Annotated in this window: 13 protein-coding genes and 1 pseudogene; 7 read left to right on the top strand and 7 right to left on the bottom strand. The window is 62.8% G+C overall.

All coding sequences use genetic code 11. The annotated features are described in order from the left end of the window. The 7 genes and pseudogenes from ACK59Z_RS05610 to ACK59Z_RS05580 form a co-directional block, all read left to right on the top strand. Positions 1 to 302 (top strand): annotated as a pseudogene (locus tag ACK59Z_RS05610) (MBL fold metallo-hydrolase); the annotation flags it as partial. A 195-nt stretch (positions 303 to 497) separates the two neighbouring features. After that, on the top strand, positions 498 to 2,285 hold the full coding sequence (gene pedH / locus ACK59Z_RS05605) for a PQQ-dependent alcohol dehydrogenase PedH (protein WP_003254089.1): 1,788 nt from the start codon (positions 498 to 500) through the stop codon (positions 2,283 to 2,285). A 162-nt stretch (positions 2,286 to 2,447) separates the two neighbouring features. After that, positions 2,448 to 3,968, top strand: a complete 1,521-nt coding sequence (locus ACK59Z_RS05600; RefSeq protein WP_409292586.1) for an aldehyde dehydrogenase family protein — start codon at positions 2,448 to 2,450, stop codon at positions 3,966 to 3,968. A gap of 231 nt (positions 3,969 to 4,199) precedes the next feature. After that, positions 4,200 to 4,271 (top strand): pyrroloquinoline quinone precursor peptide PqqA, encoded by a 72-nt coding sequence (gene pqqA / locus ACK59Z_RS05595; RefSeq protein ID WP_003243383.1) that lies wholly within the window; start codon positions 4,200 to 4,202, stop codon positions 4,269 to 4,271. A 51-nt stretch (positions 4,272 to 4,322) separates the two neighbouring features. Next, positions 4,323 to 4,595, top strand: a complete 273-nt coding sequence (gene pqqD, locus ACK59Z_RS05590) for a pyrroloquinoline quinone biosynthesis peptide chaperone PqqD (RefSeq protein ID WP_003254087.1) — start codon at positions 4,323 to 4,325, stop codon at positions 4,593 to 4,595. Between the two features lie 89 nt (positions 4,596 to 4,684). Further along, positions 4,685 to 5,848, top strand: coding sequence for an alcohol dehydrogenase-like regulatory protein ErcA (gene ercA / locus ACK59Z_RS05585; RefSeq protein ID WP_003254086.1), 1,164 nt, complete (start codon positions 4,685 to 4,687; stop codon positions 5,846 to 5,848). Next, a complete protein-coding gene (locus ACK59Z_RS05580; protein ID WP_108191627.1) occupies positions 5,832 to 7,496 on the top strand; it encodes a NahK/ErcS family hybrid sensor histidine kinase/response regulator in 1,665 nt (554 codons plus the stop codon). The genes ercA and ACK59Z_RS05580 overlap by 17 nt, the downstream gene beginning before the upstream one ends. A 76-nt stretch (positions 7,497 to 7,572) precedes the next feature. Here ACK59Z_RS05580 and dsdC read toward each other — a convergent pair whose 3' ends face one another. From dsdC to ACK59Z_RS05545, 7 genes are all read right to left on the bottom strand, one after another. Further along, positions 7,573 to 8,520, bottom strand: a complete 948-nt coding sequence (gene dsdC / locus ACK59Z_RS05575; RefSeq protein ID WP_108191626.1) for a DNA-binding transcriptional regulator DsdC — start codon at positions 8,518 to 8,520, stop codon at positions 7,573 to 7,575. Between the two features lie 35 nt (positions 8,521 to 8,555). After that, positions 8,556 to 9,905, bottom strand: a complete 1,350-nt coding sequence (locus tag ACK59Z_RS05570; RefSeq protein ID WP_409292583.1) for a D-serine ammonia-lyase — start codon at positions 9,903 to 9,905, stop codon at positions 8,556 to 8,558. 34 nt (positions 9,906 to 9,939) lie between these two features. After that, positions 9,940 to 11,283 carry a gluconate:H+ symporter gene (locus ACK59Z_RS05565; RefSeq protein WP_019751157.1) on the bottom strand — a complete coding sequence of 448 codons (1,344 nt, stop codon included), beginning with the start codon at positions 11,281 to 11,283 and terminating at the stop codon, positions 9,940 to 9,942. 415 nt (positions 11,284 to 11,698) lie between these two features. Continuing rightward, positions 11,699 to 12,421, bottom strand: coding sequence for a proteasome-type protease (locus tag ACK59Z_RS05560; RefSeq protein ID WP_108191623.1), 723 nt, complete (start codon positions 12,419 to 12,421; stop codon positions 11,699 to 11,701). Between the two features lie 73 nt (positions 12,422 to 12,494). Beyond that, positions 12,495 to 13,274, bottom strand: a complete 780-nt coding sequence (locus ACK59Z_RS05555) for a transglutaminase family protein (protein WP_004576480.1) — start codon at positions 13,272 to 13,274, stop codon at positions 12,495 to 12,497. Then, entirely contained in the window at positions 13,271 to 14,221 is a 951-nt protein-coding gene (locus tag ACK59Z_RS05550; RefSeq protein ID WP_012052764.1) for an alpha-E domain-containing protein, read from the bottom strand. Before ACK59Z_RS05550 ends, ACK59Z_RS05555 begins: the two co-directional genes overlap by 4 nt. A gap of 3 nt (positions 14,222 to 14,224) precedes the next feature. Next, entirely contained in the window at positions 14,225 to 15,634 is a 1,410-nt protein-coding gene (locus ACK59Z_RS05545) for a circularly permuted type 2 ATP-grasp protein (protein WP_004576482.1), read from the bottom strand. Between the last annotated feature and the right edge of the window lie 426 nt (positions 15,635 to 16,060).

Below are 16,060 nucleotides of genomic sequence, written 5' to 3'. Positions count from 1 at the left end.
GGCTGGACGTGTGGCTCAAGGACCTGGATACCCTGCAGGCACTGCCCTGGAAACAGCTTGTACCCGGGCATGGCCCTTTGGCCAGTGATGCGCAGCCGTTCGTGCAGATGCGTGACTACCTGGGCTGGCTCGATGGCCTGATGCGTGATGGCGCGGCGCGCGGTGACGACATGGCCGAGATGATCCGCAGCCCCATTCCCGAACGGTTTGCCGGGATCAGCCTGACGCGTTATGAGCTGATCCGCAGTGTCAGCCACCTGTACCCGCGTTACGAGCGCCAGCAGTTGCAGCGCTTGCCATGACATTTACGGTGCCTGTGAGTCCCTGCGCCGTCCGTGCCGCGCTCTATGGCTGCCCCCGTCCATCACTCAGGCCCCTACCAAGGAACTAGAAAACTCCGCACTGCGGGCAATTGTTGGCAATCGGGTCGGGACCAAGAATTCCCAGCACACCGGGAAATTTTCCCGGGCACAACAAAAAAACCAAAGGTAGCCGTCATGACCCGATCCCCACGTCGCCCCTTGTTCGCCGTGAGCCTGGTGCTCAGCGCCATGCTGCTTGCCGGCGCGGCGCACGCCGCTGTCAGCAATGAAGAAATCCTCCAGGACCCGAAGAACCCGCAGCAGATCGTGACCAATGGCCTGGGCGTCCAGGGCCAGCGCTACAGCCCGCTGGACCTGCTCAACGTCAATAACGTCAAGGAGCTGCGCCCGGTCTGGGCGTTTTCCTTCGGCGGGGAGAAGCAGCGCGGCCAGCAGGCCCAGCCGCTGATCAAGGACGGGGTGATGTACCTGACCGGCTCCTACTCGCGGGTGTTCGCCGTGGACGCCCGCACCGGCAAGAAACTGTGGCAATACGATGCACGTCTGCCGGATGACATCCGCCCTTGCTGCGACGTGATCAACCGCGGCGTCGCACTGTACGGCAACCTGGTGTTCTTCGGCACGCTGGACGCCAAGCTGGTGGCCCTGAACAAGGACACCGGCAAGGTGGTCTGGAGCAAGAAGGTTGCCGACCACAAAGAAGGCTACTCCATCAGTGCCGCGCCGATGATCGTCAATGGCAAGCTGATTACCGGCGTTGCCGGCGGCGAGTTCGGCGTGGTGGGCAAGATCCAGGCGTACAACCCGGAGAACGGCGAGCTGCTGTGGATGCGCCCCACCGTGGAAGGGCACATGGGCTATGTGTACAAGGACGGCAAGGCGATCGAGAACGGTATTTCCGGCGGTGAGGCGGGCAAGACCTGGCCTGGCGACCTGTGGAAGACCGGCGGCGCCGCGCCGTGGCTGGGTGGTTACTACGACCCGGAAACCAACCTGATCCTGTTTGGTACCGGTAACCCGGCCCCGTGGAACTCGCACCTGCGCCCCGGTGACAACCTGTACTCCTCCTCACGCCTGGCGCTGAACCCTGACGACGGCACCATCAAGTGGCACTTCCAGAGCACGCCGCATGACGGCTGGGACTTCGACGGCGTCAACGAGCTGATCTCGTTCAACTACAAGGACGGCGGCAAGGAGGTCAAGGCTGCCGCCACGGCCGACCGCAACGGTTTCTTCTACGTGCTCGATCGCACCAACGGCAAGTTCATCCGCGGCTTCCCCTTCGTTGACAAGATCACCTGGGCCACGGGCCTGGACAAGGACGGCCGGCCGATCTACAACGACGCCAGCCGCCCGGGTGCCCCCGGCAGCGAGGCCAAGGGCAGCTCGGTGTTCGTCGCGCCGGCCTTCCTCGGCGCCAAGAACTGGATGCCGATGGCCTACAACAAGGACACAGGGCTGTTCTACGTGCCGTCCAACGAGTGGGGCATGGACATCTGGAACGAAGGCATCGCCTACAAGAAAGGTGCGGCGTTCCTCGGCGCCGGTTTCACCATCAAGCCGCTCAATGAAGACTACATCGGCGTGCTGCGCGCCATCGACCCGATCAGCGGCAAGGAAGTGTGGCGCCACAAGAACTACGCGCCGCTGTGGGGCGGTGTGCTGACCACCAAGGGCAACCTGGTGTTCACGGGCACGCCAGAGGGCTTCCTGCAGGCATTCAACGCCAAGACCGGCGACAAGGTCTGGGAATTCCAGACCGGCTCAGGCGTGCTTGGCTCGCCCGTCACCTGGGAAATGGACGGCGAGCAATACGTTTCGGTGGTCTCCGGCTGGGGCGGCGCGGTGCCGCTGTGGGGCGGCGAAGTGGCCAAACGGGTCAAGGACTTCAACCAGGGCGGCATGCTCTGGACCTTCAAGTTGCCCAAGCAGTTGCAGCAAACGGCAAGCGCCAAGCCATAACGCCTGCCTACTGCCGCTTGTTGCCGCTGATCGGTGGCAAGCGGCCCTACTACCAAATGACGAGAGCCCCGCTGCCAACGATGCATTCGCCCGGCACGCGGGGCTTCTTACCATCGGTGCATCGCCTGTCGTGGGACAGGCACCGACCCGCAGAGGCTCAGCATGATCTACGCACAACCCGGAACTCCAGGCGCCGTCGTATCCTTCAAACCCCGTTATGGCAACTTCATCGGTGGCGAGTTCGTGCAGCCGTTGGCTGGCCAGTACTTCACCAACAGCTCGCCGGTCAATGGCCAGCCGATTGCCGAATTCCCGCGCTCCACGGCCCAGGACGTCGAGCGCGCCCTGGACGCCGCGCATGCCGCCGCCGAAGCCTGGGGCAAGACCTCGGTGCAAGACCGTGCGCGGGTACTGCTCAAAATTGCCGACCGCATCGAACAGAACCTGGAAGTGCTGGCGGTTACCGAAAGCTGGGACAACGGCAAGGCCATACGCGAAACCTTGAATGCCGACGTGCCGCTGGCAGCGGACCACTTCCGCTATTTTGCCGGTTGCATCCGCGCCCAGGAGGGTGGCGTAGGCGAAATCAACGAAGGTACCGTGGCTTATCACATCCACGAGCCGCTGGGTGTGGTGGGGCAGATCATCCCGTGGAACTTCCCGCTGCTGATGGCCGCCTGGAAGCTCGCCCCGGCCTTGGCCGCTGGCAACTGCGTGGTGCTCAAGCCCGCGGAGCAGACGCCGCTGTCGATTACCGTCTTTGCCGAACTGATCGCCGACCTGTTGCCGGCAGGCGTACTGAACATCGTCCAGGGCTTTGGCCGTGAGGCCGGCGAGGCGCTGGCCACCAGCAAGCGCATTGCCAAGATCGCGTTCACCGGGTCCACCCCGGTGGGCTCGCACATCATGAAGTGCGCGGCCGAGAACATCATCCCGTCCACCGTCGAACTGGGTGGTAAGTCGCCGAACATTTTCTTCGAAGACATCATGCAGGCCGAGCCGGCGTTCATCGAGAAGGCTGCCGAAGGCCTGGTGCTGGCGTTCTTCAACCAGGGCGAGGTGTGCACCTGCCCGTCACGTGCGCTGATCCAGGAGTCGATCTACGAACCGTTCATGGCCGAGGTGATGAAGAAGATCGCCAAGATCACCCGCGGCAACCCGCTGGATACCGAAACCATGGTGGGTGCCCAGGCGTCCGAGCAACAGTACGACAAGATCCTTTCGTACCTGGAGATTGCCCGGGAGGAGGGCGCGCAGCTGCTCACCGGCGGTGGTGCCGAGCGGCTGCAGGGTGACCTGGCCAGCGGTTACTACATTCAGCCAACCCTGCTCAAGGGCAACAACAACATGCGCGTGTTCCAGGAAGAAATCTTCGGGCCAGTGGTGGGCGTGACCACCTTCAAGGACGAAGCCGAAGCGCTGGCGATCGCCAACGACAGTGAATTCGGCCTGGGCGCCGGCCTGTGGACCCGCGACATCAACCGCGCTTACCGCATGGGCCGCGGGATCAAGGCCGGGCGAGTGTGGACCAACTGCTACCACCTGTACCCGGCGCATGCGGCGTTCGGGGGGTACAAGAAGTCCGGTGTTGGCCGTGAGACCCACAAGATGATGCTTGACCATTATCAGCAGACCAAGAACTTGCTGGTGAGCTACGACATCAATCCGCTGGGCTTCTTCTAAACCGCGTCGCGGCCTTCGCGGGCTCGCCCGCCCCCACAGGTTCACCGCTGGTTCCAGAACCGGTGCAGAACCTGTGGGCGCTGGTTTGCCCGCGAAGAGGCCGGCACACGTAACGGCCTACCCGTACCAACGCACCCCGCCAGCTCGTTCCAAAGTAGCATTCGGTCCGGTCCGCCCCCGTGCATTAATGCTTCTACCGGAATCCTCCGGCACAAGAAGAGGACTTGCCCTATGTGGACTAAACCCGCCTATACCGACCTGCGCATTGGCTTCGAAGTGACGATGTATTTCGCCAACCGTTGATGACGGCCCGGCCATCGCCACGGTGGCCGGATCCTCCTGGAGTATGCGCCTGTGAACCTCATCGATCGCCAGCAGGCCCTTGCCTTGGGGCGAGGCTTGCGCCTGGACTGGGAGCCACAGAAGGCTTGCCACGTGCTGTTGTACGCCGGGGGCATCATCGAGCTCAATGCCAGTGCCGGCTGGGTCCTGGCGCTGCTGGACGGCCACAGTACGGTGGCAACGGTCATCGACCGCCTGGCACAACGCTTCCCCGATGTACCGGGGCTCGAAGAGGACGTACTGGCGTTTCTGGAGGTGGCCCGCGCCAAATCCTGGATAGAATGACCGGTAGCCCCGCTTTGGTCTGGTTGCTTTCGTGGTGGGATGCTTTACGCTGGCGGTTATCTTCCAGAACAATAAGAACAGGCTTACCAATGAGCCAGAGTTTCAGCCCCCTTCGCAAGTTCGTATCGCCTGAAATCATCTTTGGTGCCGGCTGCCGGCACAATGTGGCCAATTACGCCAAAACCTTCGGTGCGCGCAAGGTACTGGTGGTCAGCGACCCTGGCGTGATCGCGGCCGGCTGGGTGGCGGATGTGGAGGCCAGCCTGCAGGCCCAGGGTATCGACTACTGCCTGTACACAGCGGTGTCACCCAACCCGCGGGTCGAAGAGGTGATGCTCGGCGCCGAAATCTATCGGCAGAACCACTGTGACGTGATCGTCGCCGTCGGTGGCGGCAGCCCGATGGATTGCGGCAAGGCCATCGGTATCGTGGTTGCCCATGGGCGCAGCATCCTCGAATTCGAAGGCGTGGACATGATCCGCGTGCCCAGCCCGCCGCTGATCCTGATTCCGACCACCGCCGGCACCTCGGCGGACGTGTCGCAGTTCGTGATCATTTCCAACCAGCAGGAACGCATGAAGTTCTCCATCGTCAGCAAGGCGGTGGTGCCGGACGTGTCGCTGATCGACCCGCAGACCACCCTGAGCATGGACCCGTTCCTGTCGGCCTGTACCGGCATCGATGCGTTGGTGCATGCCATCGAGGCCTTCGTGTCTACCGGCCACGGGCCGCTGACCGATCCCCATGCGCTGGAAGCCATGCGCCTGATCAATGGCAACCTGGTGGAGATGATCGCCAACCCCACCGATATTGCACTGCGTGAAAAGATCATGCTCGGCAGCATGCAGGCGGGGCTGGCGTTCTCCAATGCGATCCTAGGCGCAGTGCACGCCATGTCGCACAGCCTGGGCGGCTTCCTCGACTTGCCCCATGGCTTGTGCAACGCGGTGCTGGTGGAGCACGTGGTGGCGTTCAACTACAGCTCGGCGCCGGAGCGTTTCAAAGTGATCGCCGAAGTGTTTGGTATCGACTGCCGCGGTCTCAATCACCGGCAGATCTGCGGTCGGTTGGTAGAGCACCTGATTGCCCTGAAGCGTGCCATCGGCTTCCATGAAACCCTGGGCCTGCACGGGGTGCGCACCGCGGACATTCCGTTCCTGTCGCAACATGCGATGGATGACCCGTGCATCCTCACCAACCCCCGTGCGTCGAGCCAGCGTGATGTCGAGGTCGTTTATGGCGAGGCCCTCTGACGAGCAGCAGCGGGCGTTGGCCGGGCTGCTGGGGCTGGGTGACCACTCGGCGCGCAAAAGCCATTACCCGGAGCTGTCCGCCCGCCTGGACGAACTGGAAGCCGAACGCAACCGTTACAAATGGCTGTTCGAAAACGCCGTGCACGGTATTTTCCAGGCCAGCCTTCAGGACGGCATGCGTGCCGCCAACCCGGCGCTGGCGCGCATGCTCGGCTATGACGACCCGCAATCGGTGCTGTTTTCCCTGACGGACCTGGCCGCCAACCTGTTTGACGGCGGTGCCGAGGAGTTACAGGCCATTACCGCAGTGCTCGCCCGTGAGCACAGCCTGCACGGCTACGAAACCCGTCTGCGGCGCAAGGACGGCAGCCATCTCGATGTGCTCATGAACCTGCTGCTCAAACCCGGCCATGAAGGGCTGGTGGAGGGGTTCGTCGCCGACATCACCGAACGCAAGCTGGCCCAGCAACGCCTGCAACAGCTCAATGACGAACTGGAGCAACGGGTCGCTGCGCGTACCGATGAATTGCTGGAGGCGCGCGATGCTGCTGAAGCTGCCAACCGCAGCAAGGACAAATACCTCGCCGCCGCCAGCCATGACCTGCTGCAACCGCTGAACGCCGCCCGTTTGCTGATCTCGACCTTGCGCGAGCGGCCATTGCCAGAGGCCGAGCATGTGCTGGTGGAGCGGACCCACCAGGCCCTGGAGGGCGCGGAAGACCTGCTGACCGACCTGCTGGACATTTCCCGGCTCGACCAGGCGGCGGTAAAGCCGGATGTGGCCGTGTACCGCCTGGACGAGCTGTTCGCGCCGCTGGTCTCGGAGTTCAGCTCAGTGGCCGATGCGGCGGGCCTGAAGCTGCATGCGCGCATCCCGGACTGTGCCATCAGCACTGACCTGCGACTGATGACCCGTATCCTGCGCAACTTCCTCAGCAACGCCTGCCGCTACACCGACGAAGGCCGGATCTTGCTGGGGGCGAGGCGCCGCGGTGGTCATTTGCGGCTGGAGGTGTGGGATACCGGGCGGGGCATAGCGCAGGATCGGCTGCAGGCCATATTTCTCGAGTTCAACCAGCTGGACGTTGGCCGCGCAGCGGATCGCAAGGGCGTTGGCCTGGGGCTGGCCATCGTCGAGCGGATCGCCAAGATTCTCGGTTACCGGATTGAGGTACGTTCGTGGCCGGGGCGTGGTTCGGTGTTCAGCATCGAGGTCCCGATTGGCGAGCAGCTGCCGCAGGCCGTTTATCAGGCATTGCTGCAGCCAAGTGCCGGCAATCCATTGCCGGGCCGCCGCTTGTTGGTGTTGGATAACGAAGTGAGCATTCTCCAGAGCATGGGGGCTCTGCTTGGGCAGTGGGGCTGCGAGGTGGTCACCGCTACCGATCAGGAGGCGGCTTTGCTGGCGCTGCAGGGGCAGGCACCGGAACTGATCCTGGCGGACTTTCACCTGGACCACGGCGTGGTCGGATGTGAGGTGGTCAGGCACTTGCGCGAACACTTTGCCAGTGCCATTCCTGCCGTGATCATCACCGCAGATCGTAGTGACCAGTGCCGGCGATCATTGCAGAAGCTAGGCGCGCCATTGCTGAACAAACCGGTCAAACCGGGCAAGTTACGGGCGGTGCTGAGCCAGTTACTGGGGTAGGCCTTGATACGGCCCCGCCCAGCGAACGCTGAGACCCGTTGACGCGCTGGCTGACCTGCTGAACAGGTTGAGTCGCTCAATGACTTGCACTGGATGAGTGGGCACATTCCACGAGCCAGTCGATCAACACCTGCAGGCGTTTGGGCATCGGGTCATGGTGCGGGTAGACCAGGTAATAACCATGGTTGGGGGTGTTGACGAACCCACCGAACGGTAGGACCAGTTCACCCTGTGCAATGCGATCCTTGACCAGCTGTTCGCGGCCAATGGCGATGCCTACGTGATTCAGCGCGGCGAGCGTGCACAGGTCGGAGCGATCGAATGTGAGGAATCGGCGCGGGAGGCTGATACCCGCACCTGTGGTGTTGGCCCAGAGCTGCCATTCTGCATCGAATGCAGCGTTGTCCCAGGCCGCTACGTCATGCAAGGCGGTGCAATGATCCAGCGGGTGCAGGTCACCGGTCAATGCATGGGTTTCTGCGTAACGGGGGGAGCACACCGGGGCGATCCGCTCGTCCATCAAGTGGATGCTCTGCAACCCCGGGTGATGGCCATCCGAATAACACAGGACCAGGTCGATCTTGCGGGTGCGGTAATCGATGCTCTCGTTGCCCACCCTGATATCCAGCTGGATATCAGGGTAGCGGGCGGTGAACTGCGCCAGCCGCGGCACCAGCCAGCATTGTGCGACTGACGGGCGCACATACAACGTCAACTGGCCGGCGATTTCGGCGTGAGCACGTTCCTGCACGGCCTCGCTTAACTCATCCATGGTCCGTTGCATGACCGCGAACAGGCGCTCGCCGTCTTCGGTGAGGCTGACCTTGCGCGGCATGCGGTGGAACAGCTTGAGCGCCAGCTCATCCTCCAGGCGATTGATGCGGTGACTCACGGCACTGGCCGTCAGGCACAGCTCATCGGCGGCGCGCGAGAAGCTCAAGTGGCGTGCCGCCACCAGAAAGACATGCAGGCTGCCCAGGTGCGAGCCATTGAGTTTCACGGCGCCGCCGCCGGGCTTTTTCATTGATCAATCCTTCCTGCGCCGTTAGCTGATTGCGGTTACACGTTTGCCTGCAGGCTGCGCCCTTTCGCCAGATAGGCGTTGAATTCATCGTCCGGCACCATGCTGCCACCCGTCCCCCAGACGAGGTGTGTAGCCTGCTGCAGCTGGGTTGGGGTGAAACCCTGGCGAGCCAGGTAATCGCCTGCTTGCAGCACCCGCAGCATACCGGGTACGCCGGCCAGGGCAGAGGGTTCCAGTTTGACCTTGTCCTGCTCATGGGCGATGACCATCAAGCGGTACAGTTCTTCGTCGGTCACGGTGTAGTAACCATCGATCAGGCGCTGCATGGCTTTGCCGACAAACCCTGATGGGCGCCCGACCGCCAGGCCGTCGGCGGCGGTGATGTTGTCGATGCCGAAGTCCTGCACGCTGGTTTCATCGTGCAGGCCGGTATAGACACCCAGCAGCATGCAGGGGGAATGGGTGGGCTCGGCAAAGATGCAGTGCACCGCATCGCCGAATACCAGCTTCAGCCCGAACGCAACACCGCCTGGGCCGCCCCCTACGCCGCACGGCAGGTACACGAACAATGGATGATCTGCGTTAACCTGGATGCCCGCCTGGTCGAATTGCCGCGCCAACCGTTCGGCGGCCACGGCATAGCCGAGAAACAGCTGCGGGGAGTTTTCGTCGTCGACAAAGTAACAGCTGGGGTCGGATGCCGCCTGCTGGCGGCCTTGCTCGACCGCCACGCTGTAGTCGGAGGCGTGTTCGACCACCGTGACGCCGTTGGCCCGCAGCTTGTCCTTCTTCCATTGCCTGGCGTCAGACGACATGTGCACGCTCACCTGGAAGCCCAGCTTGGCGCTCATGATGCCAATCGACAGCCCCAGGTTGCCGGTTGAGCCCACGGCGATCGTGTACTGGCTGAAGAATGCGCGGGCCTGGTCGCTCGCCAGTTTGGTGTAGTCATCCGCTGGCGTGATCAAGCCGGCAGACAGGGCCAGGTCCTCGGCGTGCTTGAGCACCTCATGGATGCCGCCCCGGGCTTTGATCGAGCCGGAGATAGGCAAGTCGCTGTCCGCCTTGAGCCACAGGCTGCCTGCGTTCTGCAGCGATCCCTCCTCGACAAGCAGCTGCCGCAGCTGTGGCAGCGGGGTGATGTGCGACTCGATGACCCCGCCGGCGGCTGCCGTCTCGGGGAACACGGTGGCCAGGTAAGGCGCGAACCGCTGCAGTCGCGCGCTGGTGACTTGCACGTCGGCCGCCGTCAGGCCCACGTCGTGCAGGGCTTCTGCAGCCTTGGCGATGCCAGGGTTGAACCAGCTGGTTGGCTTCAGGGCCACCAGCTCGGCGATGATCGGGTGGCTTTGTTGCCAGGCTTCCAGGGTTTTTCCGTGAATCATGATTTCACCTGTAGTGCGGTATGTGCAGAGTAGATCAGACAATCTTCGAAAGGAGCAGGGTCAGGCACAAGGCGACTACCGAGGCCAGCACTGTAGCGGCAGTGAACTTCTTCAGTGCATCACTCAGGGAAAGGCCCAGGTACTCCTTCACCACCCAGAACGCCGAGTCGGTGATGTGGGTCCAGCCGATGGCGCCGGCGCCGATGGCGATCACCAGGATTTCCCGGTTGTATTCCGGGTGCTGGCCAAGGATTGGCATCACCATGCCGGCCGCGCTGATCATCGCGACGGTGGCCGAGCCGACGGCAAAGTGCATGATCCCGGCGATCAACCAGGCGAGGATGATCGGGTTGAGCTGCGTCTGGTTCAGCACATCGGCCAGTGCCTTGCCGATGCCGCTGCCCACGAGCATGTCATTGAAGGCACCGCCGGCACCGATGATCAGCAGAATGCCGGCCAGGGGAGGGAAACAGCGCTGGGTCAGGTTCAGCAGGTCTGCCATATCCAGGCCGCGGCGCAAGCCCAGTGCCCAGTAGGCGAACACCACCGACAGCGTCAGGGCAATCAGTGGGCTGCCCAGGAAGGCCACCCACTCGTACAGCGCAGAGCCCTTGTCCAGGACCGTGACGGCCAACGTTTTGCCGACCATCAACACCAGTGGCAGCAGTACGGTGGTGAGTGTGATGCCGAACGCGGGCATTGCCTGCTCTTCTGCTTGAGCCACCGTGCGCGCAGACAGGAAGGCCTGCTGGGATTCGCCGGCTTCACGGTTACAGGTGAGGCGAACCCACACCGGGCCCGCGATGATAGCGGTCGGCAGGCCAACGATCAGGCCGTACAGGATGACCGTACCGATATCCGCATTGAGCATGCCGGTGATGGCTGTGGCGGCCGGGTGTGGCGGGAGAATGCAGTGCACCACCATCAGCGAGGTGGCCAGCGGCACGCCGAGGTACAGCATGCTGATGCGGGTTTGCCGTGCAACCACGTAGATCAACGGAATCAGCAGGACGAAGCCGACTTCGAAGAATACCGGGATGCCGGCGATAAAGCCGACGAGCATCATTGCCCACGAGGCATTGCGTTCCCCCAGCCTGTTCAGCAGTGTGGTGGCGATGCGCCTGGCGCCTCCGGATTCCTCCAGCAGTTTGCCGAGGATACTGCCCAGGCCGATGATGCCGGCAAGAAAGCCCAGCGTGCTGCCCATGCCTTTCTCGAATGCCGCCACGATTGCCGTAGGCGCCATGCCGGTGCCGACACCGACCACCAGGCTTGCGGCCATCAAGGCCAGAAACGGGTGTACTTTGAGTTTGCTGATCATGACGACGATCAGGAGTATCGCGGTGCCCAGGACGAGTAATGAGAACGTTGGAGTCATCGTGTGGTTTTCTCTATCGCTGATCGCTTCCGTGCGAGCTTCTTGTTGGTTTGCACCCATTAGATTTCAGCGATTTGATCGACTCAAACGATCACTCCTCACCCCATAGGTGAGCCCATGTCATGCATGGCATGGGGCGGCATTGCGGGAGTCTGGTCGGCGCGGTGGATTGGCACCGGTGTAGCAGCGCACGACATGACAGGCTCGTGACAGGGGGGGAAGGCGCAGGATAACCCACGGAGTTTCGAACATTACACATTGGTTTTACTGAGGTGTTGCCTGTACCGGCCTGTTCGCGGGCTCGCCCGCTCCCACAGGCCATCACCGCCTTCAAGGCTTGCACAGTACCTGTGGGCACGGGCCAGGCCGCGAAAGTGCCTGTCCAGGCACCAGAGGATCTGGACAGTTCGCTTACTCAGCCATAAGGCGGCGCTGGCAGTTCGGCCAGCAGGGTTTTCAAGCCGTCGCTCCACTGCCTGCGAATCTGCTGGTAATAGGCATCGTCGCTGGTAATGCGCTTGCGCGTTATGCTTTCCAGGCTGTTGTTGCGGTACACCAGCAAGTCCAGCGGCATGCCCACCGACAGGTTGCTGCGGATGGTGGAGTCAAACGAAATCAGGCCGCAGCGCAGCGCTTCATCGAGCGGCGTGCGGTAATCCAGGTTGCGGTCGAGTATTGGCCTGCCGTACTTGCTTTCACCCAGCTGCAGAAACGGAGTGTCCGGTGTGGCCTGGAAGAAATTGCCTTGTGCATACACGTTGTAGATGGCCATGGGGCCGCCGGCTATCTGGCCGCCGACGATGAATGAACTGCTAAGGTCGATATCGGCCGTGAGCTTGCTGCGGTCTCTTTTGACCACCTCGCGCAGGGTGTCGGCGACCAGCACCGTTGCATCGTAGAGCGTGGCAACGTTCAGCAGGTGGGGGCCGTTGCCCTGGGTGCGTTGCTGCAGCAGGTTTACCACCGACTGTGAGGTTGCCAGATTGCCAGCGGTCTGCAGCACGATCAGCCGCTCGCCCGGGACGCTGAAGACGAACAACTTGGTGAACGTGGAGATCTGGTCGATGCCGGCGTTGGTGCGTGAGTCGCTGATGAAGACAAGCCCGTCCTCCAGGTGCATGGCGACACAGTAAGTCATGCGGTTTCCCTTGTGTTGCGTGTGGAAGGGTCTTGCCGCACTCGCGCGGCAAGACCGGTCTGACGCCAGCCTGTCACTGGCGATGCACGTGGACGCTGGCCTGCATCGATTCGGCGCCGCCGCCGCGGCGTACGCCCCTGACCGGACAGGCATCGAGGTAGTCCAGGCCCACCGCCAGCTTCAGGTGACGCTCTGGCCGGGTCAGGCGGTTGGTAATGTCGAAGCTGTACCAGGCTTCATCGACCCAGGCTTCGGCCCAGGCGTGGCTGGCCAGGTGTTGTTCGTCCTCGGTGCACAGGTAGCCGGACACATAGCGTGCCGGCACCCCCAGGCTGCGTGCGCAGGCCAGGAAGGCGTGAGTGTGGTCCTGACACACGCCTGCGCCACCGTTGAAGGCTTCGATGGCCGTGGTGCCCACCGACGTGGCCCCAGGGCTGTAGGGCATGTGCTCGGCCAGGCCTTGCATCAGCCCGATCAGTGCTGCCCGGTCGCGGTGACTGCCACAATGCCGGGCGGCGAAAGCAATCAGGGTGTTGTCGGCCAGCGTCAGGTGGCTACCGCGCAGGAACGGCAGGGGAGACTGGCTCTCGGTTTCGTGCTCGCAATCCGGGTCGATCTCGACCTGGCCGTGTGCGGTAAGCGCCAGATGGCCATGGGGTTTGTCCAGTGTCAGCACATGCAGGATGTTGCCGTAAGGGTCGATCTGGCCCTTGACCTTGCAGGGCAGGTCCAGTTGCCATTGATTGATACGCTGGCGTTCGCTGCTGCGCGGCGTCAGGCGCAGGAACTGGATACTGTTGCACACGTCGCTGGCGTAGCTATAGGTTGTGTCGTGGCGAATGGACAGTTTCATACAACCTCCAGGTAGGAGTGATGGACGGCCTGGCCCAGTTGGTTGATGCGGCCGATGAAGTCGCTTAGCCAGGGGTGCAACCCTGCATCAAGGATTTCGTCGATGGCGGTGTAGCGCAGGCGCGCGTTCAGTTCGGCGGCCATGCGCTGGGCGGCACGCCCGGTACTGCCCGGCAGGCCCGCCAGGATCAGGTCCAGTTCCTCGATGCAGGCATGCAGCGAGCGCGGCACGTCCACCCGCAACAGCAGCAGCTCGGACACCGGCCGGGCACTGGGCGCGGCGCGATAGAGCTCGTTGAAGGCCTCATACGAGGTCAGCGCGCGCAGCAGGGCGCTCCATTGGTAATAACCGCGGGCGGAGTCGTCGCTGACCTCTTCGGAGGCCTCGCCGAACATTTCATAGCGCGAATCGAGCAGGCGCAGGGTGTTGTCCGCCCGCTCCAGGAAGGTCCCCAGGCGAATGAAGCTGTAGGCATCGTTGCGCATGATGGTGCCGGAGGTCGCACCGCGGAACAGGTGCGACCGTTCCTTTACCCAGTCGCAGAACTGGCTGATGCCATAGCGACCCAGGCCGTTGCTGGCAATGTTGCGCATTTCGATCCAGGTGGCGTTGATGTTCTCCCACATGTCGGCGGTGATACGGCCGCGCACTGCATGGGCATTGGTCCTGGCGGCCTGCAGGCAGCAATAGATGCTGCTGGGGTTGGTGGCGTCGAGGGCGAAGAAGTGCAGCATGCGCTCGGTGTCGAGTTCATTGTGCCGACGCAGGTAGTCGTCCAGCATGCCCGAGGCCATCAGCGACATTGCCAGTTCGGCATGGCCGTCGCTGCGCCCGGCCTGGGGCATCAGCGACAGCGAGTAGCTGACCTCGAGCATGCGCGCGAGGTTTTCTGCACGCTCCAGGTAGCGGGACATCCAGTACAGGTCGGAAGCGGTTCGCGAAAGCATGGCTCAGTCCTCCACCACCCAGGTGTCCTTGGTACCGCCGCCTTGCGACGAGTTGACCACCAGCGAGCCTTCCTTGAGCGCCACGCGCGTCAGGCCACCGGGCACCAGGCGGGTTTCACTGCCCGACAACACGAACGGGCGCAGGTCGATGTGACGCGGTGCGATGCCGCTGTCGACGAAGGTCGGGCAGGTTGACAGGCACAGCGTCGGTTGAGCGATATAGGCGTGCGGGCGGGCTTTGATGCGCGCGCGGAAGTCCTCGATCTGGGCTTTGGTCGAGGCGGGCCCGACCAACATGCCATAGCCGCCGGAACCTTGGGTTTCCTTGACCACCAGTTCGGGCAGGTGGGCCAGTACATGGGACAGGTCCGCCGGCTTGCGGCACTGCCAGGTCGGCACGTTGTTCAGGATCGGTTCTTCGCTCAGGTAAAAGCGGATCATGTCGTCGACAAAGGGGTAGATGGATTTGTCATCGGCCACGCCAGTGCCGACGGCGTTGGCCAGTACCACATTGCCGGCGCGGTAAACCGAGATCAGCCCCGGCACGCCCAGCATCGAGTCAGGGTTGAAGGACAGCGGGTCGAGGTAGTCGTCGTCCAGGCGACGATAGATCACGTCCACCTGGTGGGGGCCGGCCGTGGTGCGCATGTACACATGCTCATCACGTACGAACAGGTCGGCGCCTTCGACCAGCTCGATGCCCATTTCCCGGGCCAGGAAAGCATGCTCGAAATAGGCGCTGTTGAAACGGCCGGGCGTGAGCAGCACCGCGGTAGGGTTGTCCAATGGGCTGGCGCTCTTGAGCGTGTCCAGCAGCAGGTTGGGGTAGTGATCGATGGGCGCGATGCGCTGGGCGGCAAACAGTTCGGGGAACAGGCGCATCATCATCTTGCGGTCTTCGAGCATGTAGCTGACGCCGCTGGGGGTACGCAGGTTGTCTTCCAGCACGAAGTAGCTGCCATCGCCGTCACGTACCAGGTCGACACCGGCAATATGCGCATACAGCCCACGGTGAAGGTCCAGGCCCTGCATGGCGATCTGGTAGCCCTCGTTGGCCAGCACTTGCTCTGGCGGGATGATGCCGGCCTTGAGAATGCGCTGGTCGTGGTAGATGTCCTGCAGGAACAGGTTCAGCGCCTGTACCCGTTGAATGCAGCCACGCTCGACCGTGCGCCATTCGCTGGCGCGGATGCTGCGCGGGATGATATCGAAGGGGATCAGGCGCTCGGTATCCTGCTTGTCGCCGTACAAGGTGAAGGTGATGCCAGCGCGGTGAAACAGCAGGTCGGCCTCGCGTCGGCGCTGTTCCAGCAACTCCAGCGGGGTGTTGGCCAGCCAGCGGGCGAACTCCTGGTAATGCGGGCGGCAAGTGCCGTTCGCTTCGTACATTTCATTGAAAAAAGCCCGGGACATACCCACTCCTTGCCGCCGTTGCCGGCAGCTTCATTGCGGTTCATCTGCGTCTTTCAGGGTGCTGCCTTGCTGGGGTAAGTGGGAGCTGTGTCTCGCGTTAACCTCGGTTTCGGTAGATTGCCTGTGCGTTGAGTACAACCAGTCTTTGCAATAAAAGTGCCGCATACCCCTGGCGGTTCTGGCGATGCAGGAAATGTGAGGGGCACACCCGATGTGTGCTGCCTGGCCGCAAGGGCCGGCGCATCAAAAAAGGGCGCTTTTGATCCGGGCGCGGGTTTTGAACCGAAATGGGGCGCAAGCCGGTGCCCGGCGGCAGAAAAAGGGAATAGTCCGGGTGCATGACTTGGGGGGAAGGGGGCATGCATCGAGTGCCGCGCGGGCGGCACCCGATTGAACACACGCTGAATATCGCCAGGCGAGCGCCTT

The sequence above is a fragment of the Pseudomonas sp. KCJK9058 genome (assembly GCF_046230975.1).
GTDB lineage: Bacteria > Pseudomonadota > Gammaproteobacteria > Pseudomonadales > Pseudomonadaceae > Aquipseudomonas > Aquipseudomonas alloputida.
This window is presented reverse-complemented; position numbering and strand designations above follow the sequence as displayed.